Consider the following 16,977-nt stretch of genomic DNA (forward strand, 5'->3'; position numbering starts at 1 on the left):
AGCCCGGTTTTCTACACTCCCACCTTAGGCTTAGTACGCAAACTGCCTTCGTTCGCCGACTTTTCGTACAAACCCTAGTCAGCATCGAGCTGGACTGACTGAATATAGCGCGCGCTGCGTTTGGTGCGGTCTTTCACGCGACCAACGAGCTGGCCACAGGCAGCATCGATATCTTCACCTCGGGTTGTTCTAACCGTGGCGTTGTAGCCTAAATCATACAACCACTGCTGGAAGCGCATCACCTGGTTGCGTGACGGTTTTTCGTAACCCGAATTGGGGAACGGGTTAAACGGAATCAGGTTGATCTTACACGGCAACTCTTTCAGCAGTGCAGCAAGCTGCTCGGCGTGCTCCTGCTGATCGTTGACGTCCTTGATCAGCGTGTACTCAATAGTGACCTGACGATTATCCGGGCACTTGGCAAGGTACCTGTGGCAGGCATCCAACAGCGCACGGATATTGTACTTACGGTTGATGGGCACCAGCTCATTGCGCAATTCGTCCGTAGAGGCATGCAGCGAAATTGCCAAGCTAACGTCCATTTCGTCGCCAAGCTTGTCGATCATTGGCACCACGCCAGAGGTCGACAGTGTCACGCGGCGCTTGGACAGGCCATAGCCGTTGTCATCCAACATCAGCTTCATGGCGGGCACAACGTTATCGAAGTTGAGCAACGGCTCGCCCATGCCCATCATCACCACGTTGGTCACCGGACGGTTTGCCGTATCCCGCCGCGGGCCAACGCTGCGCTGGGCAACCCATACCTGGCCGATAATTTCAGCAGCGGTTAAGTTGCGCTGAAAACCCTGCTTGCCGGTGGAGCAAAAGCTGCAGTCCAGCGAGCAGCCGACTTGAGAGGAAACGCATAGCGTGCGGCGTTTACCGTTCTCAGCCGGAATCAGCACCGTTTCCACATAGCTGCCGTCCTCCACTTCCAGCACCCACTTACGGGTACCATCGCTGGAAGTACCTTCATAAATCACCCCTGGGCCACGAATTTCTGCCAGCCGGGCCAGTTTTTCACGCAGCGCTTTGGAGAGGTTCGTCATGGCAGCAAAGTCATCACTGCCTTCCTGGTGAATCCACTTCATTAGCTGTGCGGCACGGAACTTCTTTTCGCCGATCGACAAAAAGAAAGCTTCCATCTGCTCGCGGGACATGCCAAGCAGGTTTTGCCGCTCAGGCGTCGCTTTTTCAGCAGATTTGCTGGCGGCGCCAGTACTATCGGCTTCAGTACTATCGGCGCCTGGACGGGGGGCGGGCGTATGTTGGGCTACAGTGGTGGTCATGGCGGTCAGCGTTATAGAAAGGGGCGGGGGACTAGCCCCCGCAAAATGGCCGGCAACGAAAGTTGTTTCGGCGGCGCTACCTTAAAGGCTTAGCGCGGGCAGATTTCGTCGTTGCCAAAGAAGTAGCTAATTTCGCGCTCAGCGCTTTCTGGAGAATCAGAACCATGGACAGCATTGGCGTCGATTGTTTCCGCAAAATCGGCGCGAATAGTGCCGGGTGCTGCTTCTTTAGGGTTAGTTGCACCCATCAGATCGCGGTTTTTAGCAATAGCGCCTTCACCTTCAAGCACTTGTACAACCACCGGGCCAGAGGTCATGAAGCCAACCAGGTCTTTAAAGAACGGACGCTCTTTGTGCTCTGCGTAGAAGCCGCCAGCCTTCTCTTCTGAGAGATGTACCATTTTGGCAGCGACGACTTTTAAACCCGCTTTTTCGAAGCGAGCAATGATGTCACCGATGGCATTTTTAGCAACGGCGTCAGGCTTGATAATAGAAAGAGTGCGTTCAGTAGCCATGTAAATGGTCTCCTCAAAAAGGCTTAAGCAAAAAGTGCCGCCCTAGAAGGCCAGGGCGGCCCAGAAGATGATTCAGTTAATAGCGCTTCGGCAGCTAGCGTTTTTAAACACTAATGCGTCAAAAAAGTATGCGGGCATACCCCGGCTGCCTGAGCTTATGTATCCAGGTGCGCGATTATAGCGCTTAAGCCGGGGGATGAATACCGGCGATGAAGCTGACCAAGCAATGCTTAGACGGTAAAGCTCTCTCCGCAGCCGCACTCATCTTTGACGTTAGGGTTGTTAAAGCGGAAAAAGCGGTTCAGCCCTTCGCTGACGTAATCCACTTCGCTGCCGTTAAGCATCTCCACCGCATCGGGAGCAACATAGACGCTGGCACCGTGGGCTTCAAAATGGATCTCTTCGTCGCTGACGGTGTCAGCAAAATCGAGCACGTAGCTATAGCCTGAGCAGCCGCTTGGCTTGACCGAGACGCGCAGGCCAAGGCCTTGCCCGCGCTCGTCGAGCGCGTGGCGAATCTGTTGTGCGGCAGCCGGGGTAATATTGAGTGTTGCCATGAGGCGTCCTCCTTAAAAATAGTCAGCTAGTCAGCCGCTTGACGGGGCGGTGTACGTAAACCGCTCACCGCATGGCGTATGAGCGTTAGCGCATAATCAATGTCGGCTTCGGTGGTAAAGCGCCCGAAGCTAAAACGCAGCGATGAGAGCGCCAGCGAGCGTGGCGTGCCGATGCCGAGCAGCACATAGGACGGATCGACGCTGGCCGAGTTGCACGCCGAACCGGTAGACACCGCCACATCGCGCAGCGCCATCAGCAGCGATTCACCGTCGACGCCTTCAAACGCCAAGTTGAGAATGTTGGGCACTGAGCGCTGCTCTTTATCACCCAATGGCGTGTTGGAAAACACACCGTCGACGCCTTCAAGGCCGCGCAGAAAGCGCTGCTGCAAGGCCGTTATATGGGCGTTGTCTTCGTCGTACTGCTGCTGCATCAGCGCAAAGGCTTCACCCATGCCTGCGATCTGGTGTGTCGGTAGGGTGCCGGAGCGCATACCGCGCTCGTGGCCACCGCCATGAATCAGCGCCTCAACGCGAATGTCCGGATGGCGCTTCACATACAGCGCTCCGACGCCTTTAGGGCCGTAGGTTTTATGGCCAGATAGCGACATAAGGTCAATCTGCTGGGCCACTACGTCTAAGGGAATACGCCCCACCGCCTGGGCGGCATCGGTATGAAAGGCCGCGCCAAACTCATGGGCAACGGCCGCCAGAGCCGCAATGTCGTTGATGCTGCCCAGTTCGTTGTTAACCGCCATCAGTGAGACCAGCGCGGTGTCGTCGCGCATCGCTGCGCGCAGCTGTTCGGGTTCAATGCAGCCATCCCGGCCCGGCGTTAGCCAAGTGACCTCAAAGCCCTCTTTCTCCAGCGCATGGGCAGTGTCAACGATAGCTTTATGCTCAATCGTCGAGGTAACCAAGTGTAGGCCGTGCTCGCGGTTGGCGCGCATAAAGCCTGTCAGCGCCAGGTTGTCTGCTTCGGTGGCGCCGCTGGTCCAGACGATTTCTCGCGGGTCGGCGCCAATCACATCGGCCACCTGGCGGCGTGCCTGCTCCACCACCTGCTCTGCCTGCCAGCCCAGCATATGGCTGCGTGAAGCCGGGTTGGCAAATAGCTGATCAACCGTCAGGTAGCGTTGCATCACCTCAACCACGCGGGCATCCGCCGGCGCGGTGGCGGCGTAATCCAGGTAAATGGGCAGCGTGGGTGTGGTCATCGTTACGTTCCAGCGGTTGATCGGTCAGGGCAATCGGGATTGTGTCTTGGAGTCAGGGTGAAGAGGCGAGAATGCCTGCCTCTGCACGCTGTTTCTGTCGCGACGCAATACGTATGACATCAGGACGCAGCATCAGTTGTGCCAGGGTCATATCGTCAAGAAAATGGCGTATCTGTACGGAGAGCTCGCACCACAAATGATGCGTCAGGCAAGTATCGCCCTGTTGGCAGTCAGAGAGCCCCTGGCAACGGGTGGCATCTACGCTTTCGTTCACCGCGTCTATCACTTTTGAGACGCTAATCGCGTCTGCAGGCTGCGAAAGCAGGTAGCCACCGCCCGGGCCGCGCACGCTGTTGACCAAGCCTGCACGGCGCAGGCGAGCAAAAAGCTGCTCTAAATAGGAGAGCGATATCTCTTGACGCTGGGAGATATCGCTTAGGCTGGTCGGGCCGTTGTGGGCATGCAAGGCTAAATCGAGCATGGCAGTAACGGCGTAACGGCCTTTAGTGGTCAAGCGCATGGCAAGCCCCTCGACGCTGAAAACTCAGCGCACTAACGGCAAATGTGCTGCCATTATGGGAAAACCTGAGTGCTTTGGTCAACCATTACGCGGCGGCAGTGTTTCTTACTCGGCTGATGGCGGAGTGGCCGAGTGCTTGCCAACACCGGGGCAGCCGGTATCGTTCTCGTCCAGAACGTCGGCAAAATCTTCATCGCGCAGCGCCGGTAGCTGGCCGTCGCGGTAGTTGTCATCTAGCTTACGCAGGGTAGAGCACATGCGCTCAATGCGCTCATCCACGGCGTGCATATGGTCGAGCATCGCCTGCATCGAACGGGCTACGGGGTCGGGCATATCCTGGCTGACGCCGTAGGCATCAAAGCCAAATTTTTGGCAGATGGCTTCTCGGCGGGCGGGATCCACATCCAGTGCTTCTTCCACATCGGGGTCGGCGCGTTTAACGATTTTGCCGGGTATGCCCACCACAGTGGCGCCGGGGGGCACTTCTTTTGTGACCACGGCATTAGAGCCAATTTTCGCCCCAGCGCCGACCGTAAAGGGCCCCAGTATTTTGGCACCTGCGCCCACAATCACGCCATCGCCCAAAGTGGGGTGACGCTTGCCTTTGCTCCAGCTGGTGCCGCCCAGGGTGACCCCTTGATAGAGCGTGACGTTATCGCCCACCAGCGCCGTTTCGCCAATCACCACCCCCATGCCGTGGTCAATAAAAAACCGCCGACCAATCGTGGCGCCCGGGTGAATTTCAATACCGGTGAGCCAGCGTGAAAACGTCGATAGCGTCCGCGCCAGCCACTTGAGGTTTTTTTTCCACAGCCAGTGGCCGCAGCGATGCAGCAGCAGGGCGTGCAGGCCAGGGTAGTTGGTCAGCACCTCAAGAAAGTTACGTGCGGCCGGGTCGCGTTCAAATACGCTGTTGATGTCTTCACGTAGACGTTGAAACATGAGGTGTTCCTTGGCGTTATAAAGGCGGCGTCTAGCTATTGAACTATTAGAACGGATTCTTGAAATATCGCCGGTTCTTGGAATATCAATAGAGAAAATCAATAGAGAAATCACATTAGCAGAATAGCGAAGTTGGGGCACGCAGCATCAACTTCAAGTTTAGCGTTTCCTGTCTAATAAATTACGGCTTGCGTGGCTTGGTATTCGCAGCCTTTTCGGTGGCCGATAGAATTCCACGCAAAATATTCATTTCCATGCGCTCTGGGCGGGCGCGCAGGTACAGGCGGCGCAGTCTCGCCATTAGCTGTCGCGGCTGCTCAGGGTCGTGGAAATCAATGCCAATCAGCGTGCGCTCTAAGTGCTCAAAGTAGCGCTCTAGCTCGGCGTGGGTGGCCAGATCATCGTCATCATTTGGCACAGTTGGAGGTGCATCCGCTTGGCCATCTGATTGGCTTAGCCACGCCATGCGACACTCATAGGCAAGCACCTGCACCGCTGCGGCCAAATTGAGCGAGCTAAAGTTGGCATTGGTAGGAATATGCACGTGAGCGTGACAGCGTTGTAATTCAGCATTGGTAAGGCCGCTGTCTTCTCGGCCAAACACCAGTGCCACCCGGGCGCCTGCGAGCTGGCACTCGTCGGGCAGCCGGTCAGCTAATTCCCGCGGTGAAATCATCGGCCAGGGTAGGGTGCGCGAGCGTGCACTGGCACCCACGGCCAGGGTGCAGTCGGCTACTGCGTCTTCCAGGGTTGCGTGAACCTGGGCTTGGTGAAGCAGGTGATCTGCGCCGGAGGCGCGGGAAATGCTGTCCTGGGTAATCACCTCACAGCGGGGGGCGACCAGGGCCAAATCTGCCAAGCCCATATTGTGCATGGCGCGGGCGACGCCGCCGATGTTACCAGGATGGCTAGTGCCGATTAAAATAATGCGGATGCGCTCAAGCATGAATAAGGCTCGGTGAATAAAGAGGGTGATTATTATCGCGTAAAGCGCGCAGTCTAACATGAGTCGGTGGTATGCCCGAGAGCGGTCTGCTAGAATTGCGCGCCAAAGGCGGCACCTGCGCCTACTTATGCTTTAGCATCACGTTCTTTAACATCACTGTCACAAGGCCCGATCATGAATCCGATGGTCCAATTTACGCTGCGTGCTGCACGCAGCGCTGTTGAACACTTCCTCCGCGTACGCGAACGTATTGAAAATGCGCACGATGAATTTAACCTTGACCGCCTGCTCGACGAGACGGCGCGCAAGGCCGAAGCGACGATTGTGCAGCAGTTGGAGCGCGGTTATCCCCAGCACGGTGTTACCGGCCGCTTTACCCCGCACCGCGCGGGTGAAGGCGAAGGCGCGGACATCGTCTGGAAAATTGAACCGATGCACGGCTACTCCAATTTAGCCGTTGCCGGTAAGGGCTTTGCACTCTCAGTGGTGTGTCTTATCAAAGGTCGTCCCGAGCACGCAGTGATTATCTGCCCGTTCGCCGACGACGAATATATCGCCAGCCGCGGCCGCGGCGCCCAGCACAACGACAAGCGCATGCGCGTTAGCAAGCCAACCGCCATTAGCGGTACGCGTATGGCCATGAGCCTGCCGGAAGTCTGGCTACGCCCGCGCAATTTACCTGCCTATTTAACCGTTTCACAGCAACTTGCTCCGCAGATAGAAAATCTGCTGGCCACGGGCTGTGGGCTGCTGGATTTGTGTGAGTTGGCCACCGGGCGAGTGGATAGCGCTTTTGTACTCGGCTTGGAAGAGCAGGATATGCTGGTAGGCACGCTGTTCCTGAAAGAGGCGGGCGCCTTGATGGGCACGCCGGACGGCCAACCCACAGTGAAAGTGGAAGGGCAGTTAATGGCCGCTGGGCCGCGTCTCTACAAGGCGCTGATCAAGCAGCTAACGCCGCACTTTTAAGTAAGTAGCCATGCTAAGCTTTTAAAGGTAAAAGCGTTAAAGACGACCGTTTTTAAAGACAAAAAAAAGCCCCTGCTGGGTTTCCAGTAGGGGCTTTTTTGTAGGCTAAATAAGAGGAGTAAAGAGATGCGCCGTTAAGGCAGCTCTTCCTCTTCTTCGTCCAGCTCTTTCTTGGTGGGAATCAAATCTTCCCGTGACAGTTTTAGCGGTAGCAGAAGCGCCGCGGCAATGTAGATAGACGAGAACGTGCCCACTACGATACCGACCAGTAGTGCAATGGCAAAGTTCTCAATCATATCGCCGCCCAGCAGCAGCAGAGCGAGCAGTACCAGGACAGTGGTCCCAGAGGTGGCCAGAGTGCGCGAGAGCGTGGCGTTAATCGCTTCGTTGAAGATCTGCGGCATATCGTCGATGCGCGAGGTACGGATGGCTTCGCGGACGCGATCATAAACCACGATCGTATCGTTCAACGAGTAGCCGATCACTGCCAGGATGGCCGCCAATACGGTAAGGTCGAAATCGAGCTGAAACAGCGCAAAAACGCCCACCACAATCAGTACATCGTGTAGCAGTGCCAGCAGTGCACCAATCGCAAACTTGTACTGGAAGCGGAAGGCGACATAGAGCATGACCACGCCGAGTGCGACCAGCATGCCCAGTCCGCTCTGGTCGCGCAGTTGGTCACCCACCTGGGAGCCAACAAACTCGGAGCGAATAAGATCCACGCTATCGCCACTGGAGCGCAGCAGGTTAACGACCTCGCCGCCTACGTCGGCATCAAATGCCTGTTGTAGGCGAATCAATACTTCGGTTGATGCCCCAAAGGTTTGCACTGAGACATCCTGGAAGCCGCTCTCCTCGAGCAATACCCGAATGGCATCTAATGAAGGTGCAGCACCGTAGCGCACCTCAATCAGCGTGCCGCCAGTAAAATCCAGCCCGAAGTTAAGCTGTTGAAAAACGATGGCAGCAATCGACGCGATTATCATTGCAGCTGAGACGATATACGCAAATTTACGTCGCCCCATAAAGTCGATTTGCAGATGTGATAGGGGTTTCATTACCACCTCTTAAGTTCTGGGCTAGGCACGTGGTTCAAATCCATGCATTTCAAATCCGTGCATTTCAAATCCGTGCATTTCAAATCCACAGCTTTTTGACGGGTTTGCTGCCATAAACCAGGTTAACCATGGCGCGAGTCACCATTAGAGCAGTGAATAGCGACGTCAAAATACCGATAGAGAGCGTGACGGCAAAACCTTTGACCGGGCCGGTGCCAATTGAAAACAGGATTACGGCCACCAGCAGTGTGGTGATGTTAGCGTCGACGATGGAGGTGAAGGCTCGTTCGTAGCCGGCTTGAATGGCCTGCTGAACCGACATTCCATTGCGTAGCTCTTCGCGTATTCGCTCGAAAATCAGTACGTTGGCATCTACCGCCATGCCCAGCGTCAGTACGATGCCGGCAATGCCCGGCAGTGTCAGCGTGGCGCCCAGCATCGACATCACCGCGACCAGCAGCGTTAAGTTCAGCGCCAGGGCAATGTTGGCAAACACGCCAAACACCTTGTAGCGCACCAGCATAAACAGCACGACCAGCAGTAAGCCGATCTGTACCGAGAGCAGGCCCCGCTCGATGTTTTCAGCGCCCAGGCTTGGCCCAATGGTGCGCTCTTGAACGAAGTAGATGGGTGCCGCAAGTGAGCCAGAACGCAGCAGAAGCGCCAGTTCAGCCGCTTCTGTCGGCGAATCCAAGCCGGTGATACGGAAGCTGTTGCCCAGGGCGCTTTGAATCGTTGCCAGACTAATCAGGCCGCGCTCAACGTAGGGCTCGCGCTCGATGGTCTCTTCGCCGGTTTCCGGGTCGGTCACCACGGTGTCTTCGCTCTTGTGCTCAATGAACAGCACCGCCATATTGCGACCGATATTGGTGCGTGTGGCGCGGTTCATAAGCGTGCCACCGGTACCGTCCAGATCAATGTTGACCTGCGGGCGGCCATTCTCATCAAAGCTGTTGCTGGCACTGGAGACACTATCGCCGGTAATGATCACATCGCGCATTAGTTCAGCAGTGCGCGAAGGCTCATTGCGAAAGGTGAGGGTTTCCGTTTCGTTATCCGGCGTATCGTTGCGCGCTTCCAGGCGGAACTCCAGATTCGCCGTTGCGCCAACAATGCGCTTAGCTGCCACGGTGTCCTGGATACCCGGCAGCTCCACCACAATCTGGTTGGGGCCTTGGCGCTGCACCATGGGCTCCGCGACACCCAGTTCGTTGACCCGGTTGCGTAGGGTGGTCAAGTTCTGGTTGATCGCGTAATCCTGAATTTCGTTAACCGACTGATCGCTAAGGGTCATAACCAGCGTTGAAGCGCGGCCATCGCCTTCACTGCTGTATTCAAACTCAGGAAAGTCACGGCTGATCAGGCTGCGTGCCGTGTCGCGGTCTTCGGCACTGGCAAAGTCGATCGACAGCGAGCGCTCTTCGATATCGGTATTACGATAGCGAATCCGCTCGTCGCGCAGCAGCTCACGCATGGCGCTAGCGTTGACTTCCAGGCGCTGGGTCAGCGCGGCATCCATATCCACTTCGAGCAGGAAGTGCACACCACCGCGCAGATCAAGACCCAATGTCATGGGCGAGGCGGAAAACGCCTGCAGCCATTCAGGTGTTGCTTCAGCGAGGTTGAGGGCTACCGTTGCGTCATTGCCTAATAGCTCAGTGGCGATGTCGCGTGCGGGGAGTTGATCGTCATCGTGACGCAAACGAATAAGCCACTGCCCGTTCTCTTCTTCGAGGGCTTTGATCTCAATATCGTTTTCGTTGAGCGCGGTTTCAACACGGTCTATCTGACGCTCATCCAGCGAATCGCCTTGGGCGCTGCTAATTTGGATGGCGGGATCTTCGGGGAATAGATTGGGAAGCGAGTAGATAAGGCCAACCACCAGGACGACCAGTATCAGTAGATACTTCCACAGGGGGTAACGGTTGAGCATGCAAGCCCTGCCTTCAATTACAAACGGAATGCTGTGCACGAACACGCCGCGCACAGCAAAGTTCACCATCATTCATACCATGTCACCCCTGCCGGGGTGGCTGGCACTGGCTCGGCAGGGGTATTACAAGGTTTAGATGGACTTGATGGTGCCTTTAGGCAGTACGGCGGCAACGGCGTTCTTCTGCACGTTAACTTCGGTGCCTTCAGAGATCTCGATGGTCAGGAATTCGTCGCTCACCTTAGTGATACGACCCACCAAACCGCCGCCAATGACGATCTCATCGCCTTTGTCCAGGTTGCTGACCAGTTGCTTGTGCTGCTTGGCGCGTTTGGCCTGCGGGCGCCACAGCAGGAAGTAGAAAATCAGCACGAAGCCGACCAGCATGACGATTTGCGCAATACCACCGCCAGCGGCGGCTTCTTGGGCATGGGCTGGTGAGATGAAGAAATCCAGCATTGTAGAGAGCTCCTGAGTTAGAAAAAGCTTAGGTTTTTAAAGGCTTAGTTATGAAAGCTTGGTTGTTAAAAGCTTGGTTCAAAAAAACATAGTCGAACAGTTTAAACCACGCGCCAAGGCGCGTGGCGATTAATTCGCTTGATTTTAGGTAGCAAGGGGAGGCACTGGCAGGCCGCGCCGTGCATAGAAGCCTTCCACAAAGGTCGTCAATGTACCCGCTTCAATTGCCGCGCGCAAATCAGCCATCACACGCTGGTAGTAACGTAAGTTGTGGATGGTGTTGAGCATTGAGCCGAGCATTTCATTGCAGCGGTCTAAATGGTGCAGGTAGCCACGCGAGAAACTCTTGCAGGTATGGCAGTCGCACTCTTCATCGAGCGGACGGGTGTCAAAACGGTGCTTGGCGTTACGAATTTTGACCGTGCCTTCCGAGGTGAACAGGTGGCCGTTACGCGCGTTGCGGGTGGGCATTACGCAATCGAACATATCCACCCCTCGCCGCACGCCTTCCACCAGGTCTTCGGGTTTGCCGACACCCATTAAATAGCGCGGTTTGTCATCCGGCATCCAGGTGGGCAGGTAGTCGAGCACCTTGATCATTTCTTCTTTAGGTTCGCCTACGGAAAGCCCGCCAATCGCAAGTCCGTCAAAGCCGATCTCTAACAGCCCTTTGAGCGAGCGCTCGCGCAGCTCAGGGTGCATCCCGCCCTGGATAATGCCGAACAACGCGGAAGGCGAGTCTCCATGGGCATCCCGCGAGCGTTTGGCCCAGCGTAGCGACAGCTCCATGGACTTCTCGGCTTCGTCAAAGGTGGCCGGGTAGGGCGTACACTCGTCAAAGATCATCACCACATCGGAGCCTAGCGAACGCTGAACCGCCATGGACTCTTCCGGGCCCATAAAGACTTTGCTGCCATCCACCGGCGAGCGGAAGTGCACGCCCTGCTCAGTGATCTTGCGGGTCTCGCCCAGGGAAAAGACCTGAAAACCGCCGGAGTCGGTGAGGATCGGTTTGTCCCACTGGGCAAAATCGTGCAGATCGCCGTGAGCTTCAATTACCTCGGTGCCGGGGCGCAGCCATAGATGAAAAGTGTTGCCCAGGATGATTTCGGCGCCAATTTCTTTGACGGAATCGGGCGTCATGCCTTTCACCGTGCCGTAAGTGCCCACCGGCATAAACGCCGGTGTTTCCACCGTGCCACGGGGGAAGTGGAGGCGGCCACGGCGGGCGCGGCCATCGTCGGCCAGGCGCTCAAAGCGCATAAAGCATTCATTTCGCATATAAAGTAACTCGTTAATCTCGTTCGTTTGGCGCGACGGGTGCAGGGCAAGCGGGTCAACAATCAGCAACAATACCTAGCGGGTTAACAACATGGCATCGCCGTAGCTAAAAAACGCATAGCGCTCGGCCACTGCCCGTTGATAGGCGTGCATGATGGTGTCATAGCCGACAAAGGAGGACACCAGCATCAGCAGCGTCGATTCGGGTAGATGGAAGTTGGTAATTAAAGCATCCACGCAGCGCCACTGGTAACCGGGGTAGATGAAAATATCGGTGTCGCCGCTATAGGGCGCGATCTGCCCATCGCTGCTTTTCATGCAGGCGCTTTCCAGGCAGCGCACGCTGGTGGTGCCCACTGCCACCACGCGCTTACCTGCTGCCAGGGTCTCGCGCACTTGCTGACAGGTGGCCTCCGTGACCTCAATCCACTCGCTGTGCATATGGTGTTCAAGGATGTTGTCGACGCGCACCGGCTGAAAAGTGCCTGCGCCTACGTGCAGCGTCACAAAGGCACGATTAATGCCTTTATCGGCAAGGGCATCCAGCAGCGGCTGATCAAAGTGCAGCCCGGCGGTCGGCGCCGCCACCGCGCCGTCACGCCGAGCATAGACGGTCTGGTAGCGCTCACGGTCGCTGAGTTCGTCTTCGCGGGTAATGTAGGGCGGCAGCGGCATATGGCCGTGCTTTTCAAGCAGCGCAATCATCGGCGTATCGCCCAAAAATCGCAGCTCAAACAGCGCATCACGGCGGCCTTCTACAATGGCGTGAATATCACCCTCGAAAATCAGCTCGGTGCCGGGCTTCGGGGATTTACTCGAGCGAATATGCGCCAAACCGCGGTGGGCATCCAGTGGGCGCTCCAACAGCATCTCCACTTTGCCGCCGCTGGCCTTATGGCCGTGCAGGCGCGCTGGAATTACCCGGGTGTCGTTAAACACCAGTAGGTCGCCGGGTTCCAGAAGCTCAAGCAAATCGGGAAAACGGCGGTGTTCCAACGCGCCGCTCTGGCCATCCACGCACAGCAAACGGCAGTCGCTACGCTGTTCAGAAGGGTAGCGAGCAATTAATTCGTCGGGTAGCTCGTAATGAAAATCCGCGCGCTGCATGGCGTATAACTCTTAACGTTGATCAAACAGGCGGCATAGGATAGCGCTTTGGCTGCATAAAGTCAGTCAATGTGATTGACCTACCTCGTTAATTACGTATAATGCGCATCCATTGCCGGTATGGCGGAATTGGTAGACGCAGCGGATTCAAAATCCGCCGCCTTTACGGGTGTGCCAGTTCGAGTCTGGCTACCGGCACCATCTTTAAAATCAGGCACTTAGGTGCCTTCTTTTGTGTCTGCGATTTGAGTTTTTCCCTTCCTAAGTCCCTGATTGTGTCCACAAAGTGTCAACGGAGAGTTCGGCGCTTACTTTTTCTTCTTAACCAAACTTTCAACCACCAGCTTTCGATAAAGAGCAACCAGCTCGGCACTTTTGGAATCTTCGTGCCAGCTAGCGGCGTAGGTGTGGGCGCGTTCGGTTAGCTGTTGGCGCAGGGTTTCATCATTTAGCAGGTGGTTGACCTTGGCGGCGAAGTCGTCATGGTTATCCTCGGCGATCAGGCAGCCTTCTCCTTCTTTTAATACATCCAGCGTGCCCATCATGGCGGTGGAAACCACCGGTGTGCCTAGCGCCATCGCTTCCAGCAGCACTAGCCCCTGGGTTTCCGTGCGTGATGCAAATACAAAAACGTCGGCGGCGCGGTAGGCGGCTTGCAGTGGGCCGTGGCGGTCGAGATAGCCAAGGAAAAGTACGGCGTCTGCCACGCCAACTTCCTGGGCGCGCCGGACAAGCGAGTCATGGGCCGGGCCTTCGCCGGTAATGATCAGCCGGGCGGTGGGGTGTTCGGCTAATACCTTGGGCAGCATATCGATCAGAAAATCGATGTTCTTCTCAAAGGCAGCGCGGCCTACATAAAGCAGCAGGCGCGCATCTGTAGGCAGATCGTAGTGGGCTCGAAAGTCGCTATCATCCTGGGCTCCTTGAGGGTGGCAGAACGCCTCCAGCGACAAACCGGTGGGAATTACCGTGGAGGGCGTGGTCACGCCGTAGCGGGTAAGGGCTTCCTGCATTGCCCTTGAAGGAGCGACCAAGGCGTCGAGCTGCTGGCACTGGTGCACTGAAAGACGACGCGCGGCAAGTCGCAGCCAGCGTCGTGGAAGCCAGCGGATATAGTGGTGAACATACTCCTCAAACAGGGTGTGGTAGGTCGCTACCACCGGAAGCCCGAGCCGACGCCCCAGCGCTACACCGGCATAGTGAGCGGTAAACGGCGTATGGACATGAATAAGGTCAAAGGCTTCGGCGGCAAGCTGCGGTGCCAGGGCGATCAAGTCCCGATAGCGCATCATGCGATCCTCTGGGTCGCCGGGTACCTGGCGCGAGTCGATGCGCAGTACGCCCGGCTCGTCCACTTGGCCTACGGGATAATCGGGACAGATCAGCGTGACCGAGTGGCCCAAACGCTCAAGGGCACCGCGAAAACTGGCGATAGAGGTGGAAACGCCATTAACGCGAGGGAAGTAGACATCCGAAATCATCAGTATCTTCATACCGCTCAGCGGCGTCTCGGTCGTTGACGCCACTGAGTGAAACAGCGTTAAAGCTGACGCCAGCCGTGCCTCGCGGTCGGCTTTACGCTGCAGGTGAAGGGCATTGCCGTTGGCTAATTGCGTTAGGGCCGCGACTTCCTGGTCACTGAGAGGAGAGCTGAGAGAGGGGCGTCGGCGCTGTGGCATGTTGTTTGGACTCTTTTGGCAGCTTATTGCCACGCTAACCTGAGTCCATGACTGGCGGATGACAGCCAGTACCCAGCTTGCACCCATCAAGCTGAGTGTTTGTACACAGTGGACGGCTCCCTCGCTTTTTGTTGCCTAGCCGTTTTATAGTGCTGAAACAGCATTCGACGAAATACGGTAACCTTCCATGGCCCTTTTTGAGCTGCACAGCCGCAACTTAGCCCAAGAACAGGTGGCCCATACCCACGACTTCCATCAACTTATTCTGGCTACCTGTGGCGTTACGGAGCTCTCGATGGAGGGGCACGGGGAAAGGGTGACCGCCCGCCGTGGGTGTCTGATTCCTTCGTCGCGCCACCACGAGTACCAGGGCGATGGCAGCAACCGTACCTTGGTGTTGGATATACCCGTTGCCCAGTTAGCGTCGCTTGAGAAAGGCAGCGAGATTGAGCGCCTCTTCGATAAACCGCGCTTTTTCAGCGTCCCTCCCGCGTTAAACCAGCTCACTCACGCCCTGGCCAATCAGCTTGAGCAGTGCCCTGGGCTGCAGAATGAAATAGCTATTCTGCTGCTACGCGCGCTGACCATGTATCTGCATGACGCTACTCCCGCAGCGGTTGGGCAGTTGGGCCAGCACTGTATTAGCGAACGCCTCGACCTTGCTCGTTTGGATGCCTGGCTGGATCAACATCTGGCTGAGGAGATCCGCGTGGAGCAGCTCGCCTCCCTATGTGCCTTGAGCCCAGGGCACTTCCACAGCTGCTTTCGTGAGCTAACTGGAGTGACGCCGCTGGCGTATGTACAGCGCAGGCGCCTAGAGCACGCCCGTACGCTGGTTCGCCATAGCACGCTGAGCCTGGGGCATATCGCTATGCTGGTGGGCTTTCGCGATCAGGGCAGTTTCTCCCGCGCTTATCGGCGCTATTTTGAAGTCTCTCCTTCGTCTGATAGATAGACCCTCTCTTAGATAGCCATACCTCCCAGATAGCCGCTTTCAGTAAATGGCTTCTTCCTGAAAACTGCCTGCATGACTTGCGGGCAAATCTACCGCAGTGTCGGGCAAGTAATTTGTCGGCGAGCGCACTAGTCTTTGATGATCCCTTTTAAATCAACACAACCTCTTTCAAGGAAAACACCATGGGCGTTACCTACCAAGACAGCAATGCACGTATGAGCCAAGTGGCGATTCACAACGGCACCGTTTATCTGGCTGGCCAGGTTCCACCTGATGCCACGGCGGATATGCGCGGCCAAACCGAGCAGGTGCTGGCGCGTATCGATCAACTGCTGGCCCAGGCGGGCACCTCGAAAGAGCATTTGATCTCAGCGCAAATCTGGGTCACCAGCATGGCGGAGTTCGACCAAATGAACGCTGCTTGGGATGCCTGGGTCGTGCCCGGTCGTCCGCCGGTGCGTGCCGCGCTTGAAGCCCAGCTCGCCAAGCCCGAGTGGAAAGTTGAAATTATGGTGGTAGCCGCGCTGCCGGAGGCCTGATATGCGGGTTGTTTCTGCCGAAGAGGTCACGCGCCACCTGACGTGGGATGGCTTGATCAAGCGGCTACAAACGACGTTCGTGAACGGCGTGGAGTCTCCTCCCCGCCATCACCACGCGATGCACCGGCCGGATGGCGAAGCCACTATGCTGCTAATGCCCGCCTGGGAAGCGGCGGGCTATATCGGCGTAAAAATGGTCAACGTGTTTCCGCAAAATGCCGACCACGGTATCCCGGCGATCTCCGGACTTTACCTGCTCAGCGAGGGTAAGCACGGCCAGCCGCTGGCGTGTATCGATGGCAGTGAGCTCACCCGGCGTCGCACGGCGGCTGCTTCCGCGCTGGCCGCTCAGGCTTTGGCCAATGAGAACGCAGAAACGCTGCTGGTGGTGGGTACCGGCAAGTTGGCGCCCATGGTGATCGAGGCCCACGCCAGCGTGCGACCCATCAAGCGGGTGCTGATCTGGGGGCGTAACCCCAGCAAGGCGGCGGCGATTGCCGACGAGTACGCCGAACGCTTTGAGACCCACGTAGTGGAAGAACTCGCAGAAGCGGTAGCCGAGGCAGACATCATCAGCTGCGTAACGCTCTCCAACCAGCCGCTGATCAAAGGTGAGTGGCTGACGTCTGGCACTCACCTGGATCTGATTGGCGCGTTTCGGCCGCAAATGCGCGAGACCGATGCGCTGTGTCTGCGTCGCTCAGAGGTATTTGTGGATACCTACGCCGGTGCCAAGGGCGAAGCGGGCGACATTCTGCAAGCCATTGAAGAGGGTGAATTCCAGTTCGACAAGATTCAGGCGGAGCTTGCTGAAGTGCTGACCGGGGCTAAGCCGGGGCGTTCTGCACCGGAGGCCATCACGCTATTCAAATCGGTAGGTGCTTCGCTGGAAGATTTAGCCGCTGCCATTGAAGTGTGGGAGTCGCTGCCAGAACAGTCATAACGATTGCCATAAAAACAACACCATCCCTACCCGATGGGTAGCAACGCCACTCATAACGAAGACCG

17 protein-coding genes and 1 tRNA gene are annotated in these 16,977 nt (G+C 56.7%); 5 read left to right on the forward strand and 13 right to left on the reverse strand.

The features are described 5' to 3' along the window. Nucleotides 1-74: 74 nt before the first annotated feature. The 7 genes from rlmN to SR894_RS02715 all read right to left on the reverse strand — a co-directional run bounded on the left by rlmN (nucleotide 75) and on the right by SR894_RS02715 (nucleotide 5,986). Nucleotides 75-1,289 (reverse strand): dual-specificity RNA methyltransferase RlmN, encoded by a 1,215-nt coding sequence (rlmN, locus tag SR894_RS02685; RefSeq protein WP_133730849.1) that lies wholly within the window; start codon nucleotides 1,287-1,289, stop codon nucleotides 75-77. An 89-nt stretch (nucleotides 1,290-1,378) separates the two neighbouring features. Further along, on the reverse strand, nucleotides 1,379-1,804 hold the full coding sequence (gene ndk / locus SR894_RS02690; RefSeq protein ID WP_022520077.1) for a nucleoside-diphosphate kinase: 426 nt from the start codon (nucleotides 1,802-1,804) through the stop codon (nucleotides 1,379-1,381). A gap of 230 nt (nucleotides 1,805-2,034) precedes the next feature. Further along, a complete protein-coding gene (locus tag SR894_RS02695) occupies nucleotides 2,035-2,361 on the reverse strand; it encodes a HesB/IscA family protein (RefSeq protein WP_133730848.1) in 327 nt (108 codons plus the stop codon). Between the two features lie 26 nt (nucleotides 2,362-2,387). Continuing rightward, nucleotides 2,388-3,578, reverse strand: coding sequence for an aminotransferase class V-fold PLP-dependent enzyme (locus tag SR894_RS02700; RefSeq protein ID WP_223287941.1), 1,191 nt, complete (start codon nucleotides 3,576-3,578; stop codon nucleotides 2,388-2,390). A gap of 52 nt (nucleotides 3,579-3,630) precedes the next feature. After that, nucleotides 3,631-4,098: a Fe-S cluster assembly transcriptional regulator IscR gene (iscR, locus tag SR894_RS02705; protein WP_022520074.1), complete on the reverse strand. Its 468-nt coding sequence runs from the start codon at nucleotides 4,096-4,098 to the stop codon at nucleotides 3,631-3,633. Nucleotides 4,099-4,203: 105 nt separating this feature from the next. Then, nucleotides 4,204-5,040 (reverse strand): serine O-acetyltransferase, encoded by an 837-nt coding sequence (cysE, locus tag SR894_RS02710; protein WP_223287940.1) that lies wholly within the window; start codon nucleotides 5,038-5,040, stop codon nucleotides 4,204-4,206. Between the two features lie 181 nt (nucleotides 5,041-5,221). Beyond that, complete coding sequence (locus tag SR894_RS02715) at nucleotides 5,222-5,986, reverse strand: RNA methyltransferase (protein WP_223287939.1); 765 nt, start codon at nucleotides 5,984-5,986, stop codon at nucleotides 5,222-5,224. Between the two features lie 174 nt (nucleotides 5,987-6,160). Between SR894_RS02715 and SR894_RS02720 the strand changes: the two genes are divergently transcribed. After that, on the forward strand, nucleotides 6,161-6,955 hold the full coding sequence (locus SR894_RS02720) for an inositol monophosphatase family protein (RefSeq protein WP_027957423.1): 795 nt from the start codon (nucleotides 6,161-6,163) through the stop codon (nucleotides 6,953-6,955). Between the two features lie 134 nt (nucleotides 6,956-7,089). On the opposite strand, the gene secF is transcribed toward SR894_RS02720, so the two are convergent. The 5 genes from secF to queA all read right to left on the reverse strand — a co-directional run bounded on the left by secF (nucleotide 7,090) and on the right by queA (nucleotide 12,796). Next, complete coding sequence (gene secF, locus SR894_RS02725; RefSeq protein WP_223287938.1) at nucleotides 7,090-8,016, reverse strand: protein translocase subunit SecF; 927 nt, start codon at nucleotides 8,014-8,016, stop codon at nucleotides 7,090-7,092. Between the two features lie 79 nt (nucleotides 8,017-8,095). Then, nucleotides 8,096-9,949, reverse strand: coding sequence for a protein translocase subunit SecD (secD, locus tag SR894_RS02730; protein ID WP_223287982.1), 1,854 nt, complete (start codon nucleotides 9,947-9,949; stop codon nucleotides 8,096-8,098). Between the two features lie 132 nt (nucleotides 9,950-10,081). Continuing rightward, nucleotides 10,082-10,408 carry a preprotein translocase subunit YajC gene (gene yajC / locus SR894_RS02735; RefSeq protein ID WP_071695382.1) on the reverse strand — a complete coding sequence of 109 codons (327 nt, stop codon included), beginning with the start codon at nucleotides 10,406-10,408 and terminating at the stop codon, nucleotides 10,082-10,084. A gap of 144 nt (nucleotides 10,409-10,552) precedes the next feature. Continuing rightward, nucleotides 10,553-11,671, reverse strand: a complete 1,119-nt coding sequence (gene tgt, locus SR894_RS02740) for a tRNA guanosine(34) transglycosylase Tgt (RefSeq protein ID WP_479694296.1) — start codon at nucleotides 11,669-11,671, stop codon at nucleotides 10,553-10,555. Between the two features lie 93 nt (nucleotides 11,672-11,764). Next, on the reverse strand, nucleotides 11,765-12,796 hold the full coding sequence (gene queA / locus SR894_RS02745; RefSeq protein WP_009286722.1) for a tRNA preQ1(34) S-adenosylmethionine ribosyltransferase-isomerase QueA: 1,032 nt from the start codon (nucleotides 12,794-12,796) through the stop codon (nucleotides 11,765-11,767). A gap of 114 nt (nucleotides 12,797-12,910) precedes the next feature. Between queA and SR894_RS02750 the strand changes: the two genes are divergently transcribed. Then, nucleotides 12,911-12,997: transfer RNA gene (locus SR894_RS02750), tRNA-Leu, on the forward strand. 107 nt (nucleotides 12,998-13,104) lie between these two features. On the opposite strand, the gene SR894_RS02755 is transcribed toward SR894_RS02750, so the two are convergent. Beyond that, on the reverse strand, nucleotides 13,105-14,475 hold the full coding sequence (locus SR894_RS02755; protein ID WP_223287936.1) for a glycosyltransferase: 1,371 nt from the start codon (nucleotides 14,473-14,475) through the stop codon (nucleotides 13,105-13,107). 187 nt (nucleotides 14,476-14,662) lie between these two features. Between SR894_RS02755 and SR894_RS02760 the strand changes: the two genes are divergently transcribed. The 3 genes from SR894_RS02760 to lhpI all read left to right on the forward strand — a co-directional run bounded on the left by SR894_RS02760 (nucleotide 14,663) and on the right by lhpI (nucleotide 16,912). Continuing rightward, the gene (locus SR894_RS02760; RefSeq protein ID WP_223287935.1) at nucleotides 14,663-15,430 is read left to right on the forward strand and encodes a helix-turn-helix transcriptional regulator; all 768 of its coding nucleotides are present in this window, start codon (nucleotides 14,663-14,665) and stop codon (nucleotides 15,428-15,430) included. Nucleotides 15,431-15,612: 182 nt separating this feature from the next. Further along, the gene (locus SR894_RS02765) at nucleotides 15,613-15,969 is read left to right on the forward strand and encodes a RidA family protein (protein WP_008959745.1); all 357 of its coding nucleotides are present in this window, start codon (nucleotides 15,613-15,615) and stop codon (nucleotides 15,967-15,969) included. Nucleotide 15,970: 1 nt separating this feature from the next. Further along, nucleotides 15,971-16,912, forward strand: coding sequence for a bifunctional Delta(1)-pyrroline-2-carboxylate/Delta(1)-piperideine-2-carboxylate reductase (lhpI, locus tag SR894_RS02770; protein ID WP_223287934.1), 942 nt, complete (start codon nucleotides 15,971-15,973; stop codon nucleotides 16,910-16,912). Nucleotides 16,913-16,977: the final 65 nt, after the last annotated feature.

The sequence above is a fragment of the Vreelandella neptunia genome, assembly GCF_034479615.1.
Lineage (GTDB): Bacteria > Pseudomonadota > Gammaproteobacteria > Pseudomonadales > Halomonadaceae > Vreelandella > Vreelandella neptunia.

Coding starts and splice junctions, on each gene's coding strand:
- rlmN (WP_133730849.1), bottom strand. CDS start 1,289: ATGACCACCACTGTAGCCCAACATACGCCCGCCCCCCGTCCAGGCGCC.
- ndk (WP_022520077.1), bottom strand. CDS start 1,804: ATGGCTACTGAACGCACTCTTTCTATTATCAAGCCTGACGCCGTTGCT.
- SR894_RS02695 (WP_133730848.1), bottom strand. CDS start 2,361: ATGGCAACACTCAATATTACCCCGGCTGCCGCACAACAGATTCGCCAC.
- SR894_RS02700 (WP_223287941.1), bottom strand. CDS start 3,578: ATGACCACACCCACGCTGCCCATTTACCTGGATTACGCCGCCACCGCG.
- iscR (WP_022520074.1), bottom strand. CDS start 4,098: ATGCGCTTGACCACTAAAGGCCGTTACGCCGTTACTGCCATGCTCGAT.
- cysE (WP_223287940.1), bottom strand. CDS start 5,040: ATGTTTCAACGTCTACGTGAAGACATCAACAGCGTATTTGAACGCGAC.
- SR894_RS02715 (WP_223287939.1), bottom strand. CDS start 5,986: ATGCTTGAGCGCATCCGCATTATTTTAATCGGCACTAGCCATCCTGGT.
- SR894_RS02720 (WP_027957423.1), top strand. CDS start 6,161: ATGAATCCGATGGTCCAATTTACGCTGCGTGCTGCACGCAGCGCTGTT.
- secF (WP_223287938.1), bottom strand. CDS start 8,016: ATGAAACCCCTATCACATCTGCAAATCGACTTTATGGGGCGACGTAAA.
- secD (WP_223287982.1), bottom strand. CDS start 9,949: ATGCTCAACCGTTACCCCCTGTGGAAGTATCTACTGATACTGGTCGTC.
- yajC (WP_071695382.1), bottom strand. CDS start 10,408: ATGCTGGATTTCTTCATCTCACCAGCCCATGCCCAAGAAGCCGCCGCT.
- tgt (WP_479694296.1), bottom strand. CDS start 11,671: ATGCGCTTTGAGCGCCTGGCCGACGATGGCCGCGCCCGCCGTGGCCGC.
- queA (WP_009286722.1), bottom strand. CDS start 12,796: ATGCAGCGCGCGGATTTTCATTACGAGCTACCCGACGAATTAATTGCT.
- SR894_RS02755 (WP_223287936.1), bottom strand. CDS start 14,475: ATGCCACAGCGCCGACGCCCCTCTCTCAGCTCTCCTCTCAGTGACCAG.
- SR894_RS02760 (WP_223287935.1), top strand. CDS start 14,663: ATGGCCCTTTTTGAGCTGCACAGCCGCAACTTAGCCCAAGAACAGGTG.
- SR894_RS02765 (WP_008959745.1), top strand. CDS start 15,613: ATGGGCGTTACCTACCAAGACAGCAATGCACGTATGAGCCAAGTGGCG.
- lhpI (WP_223287934.1), top strand. CDS start 15,971: ATGCGGGTTGTTTCTGCCGAAGAGGTCACGCGCCACCTGACGTGGGAT.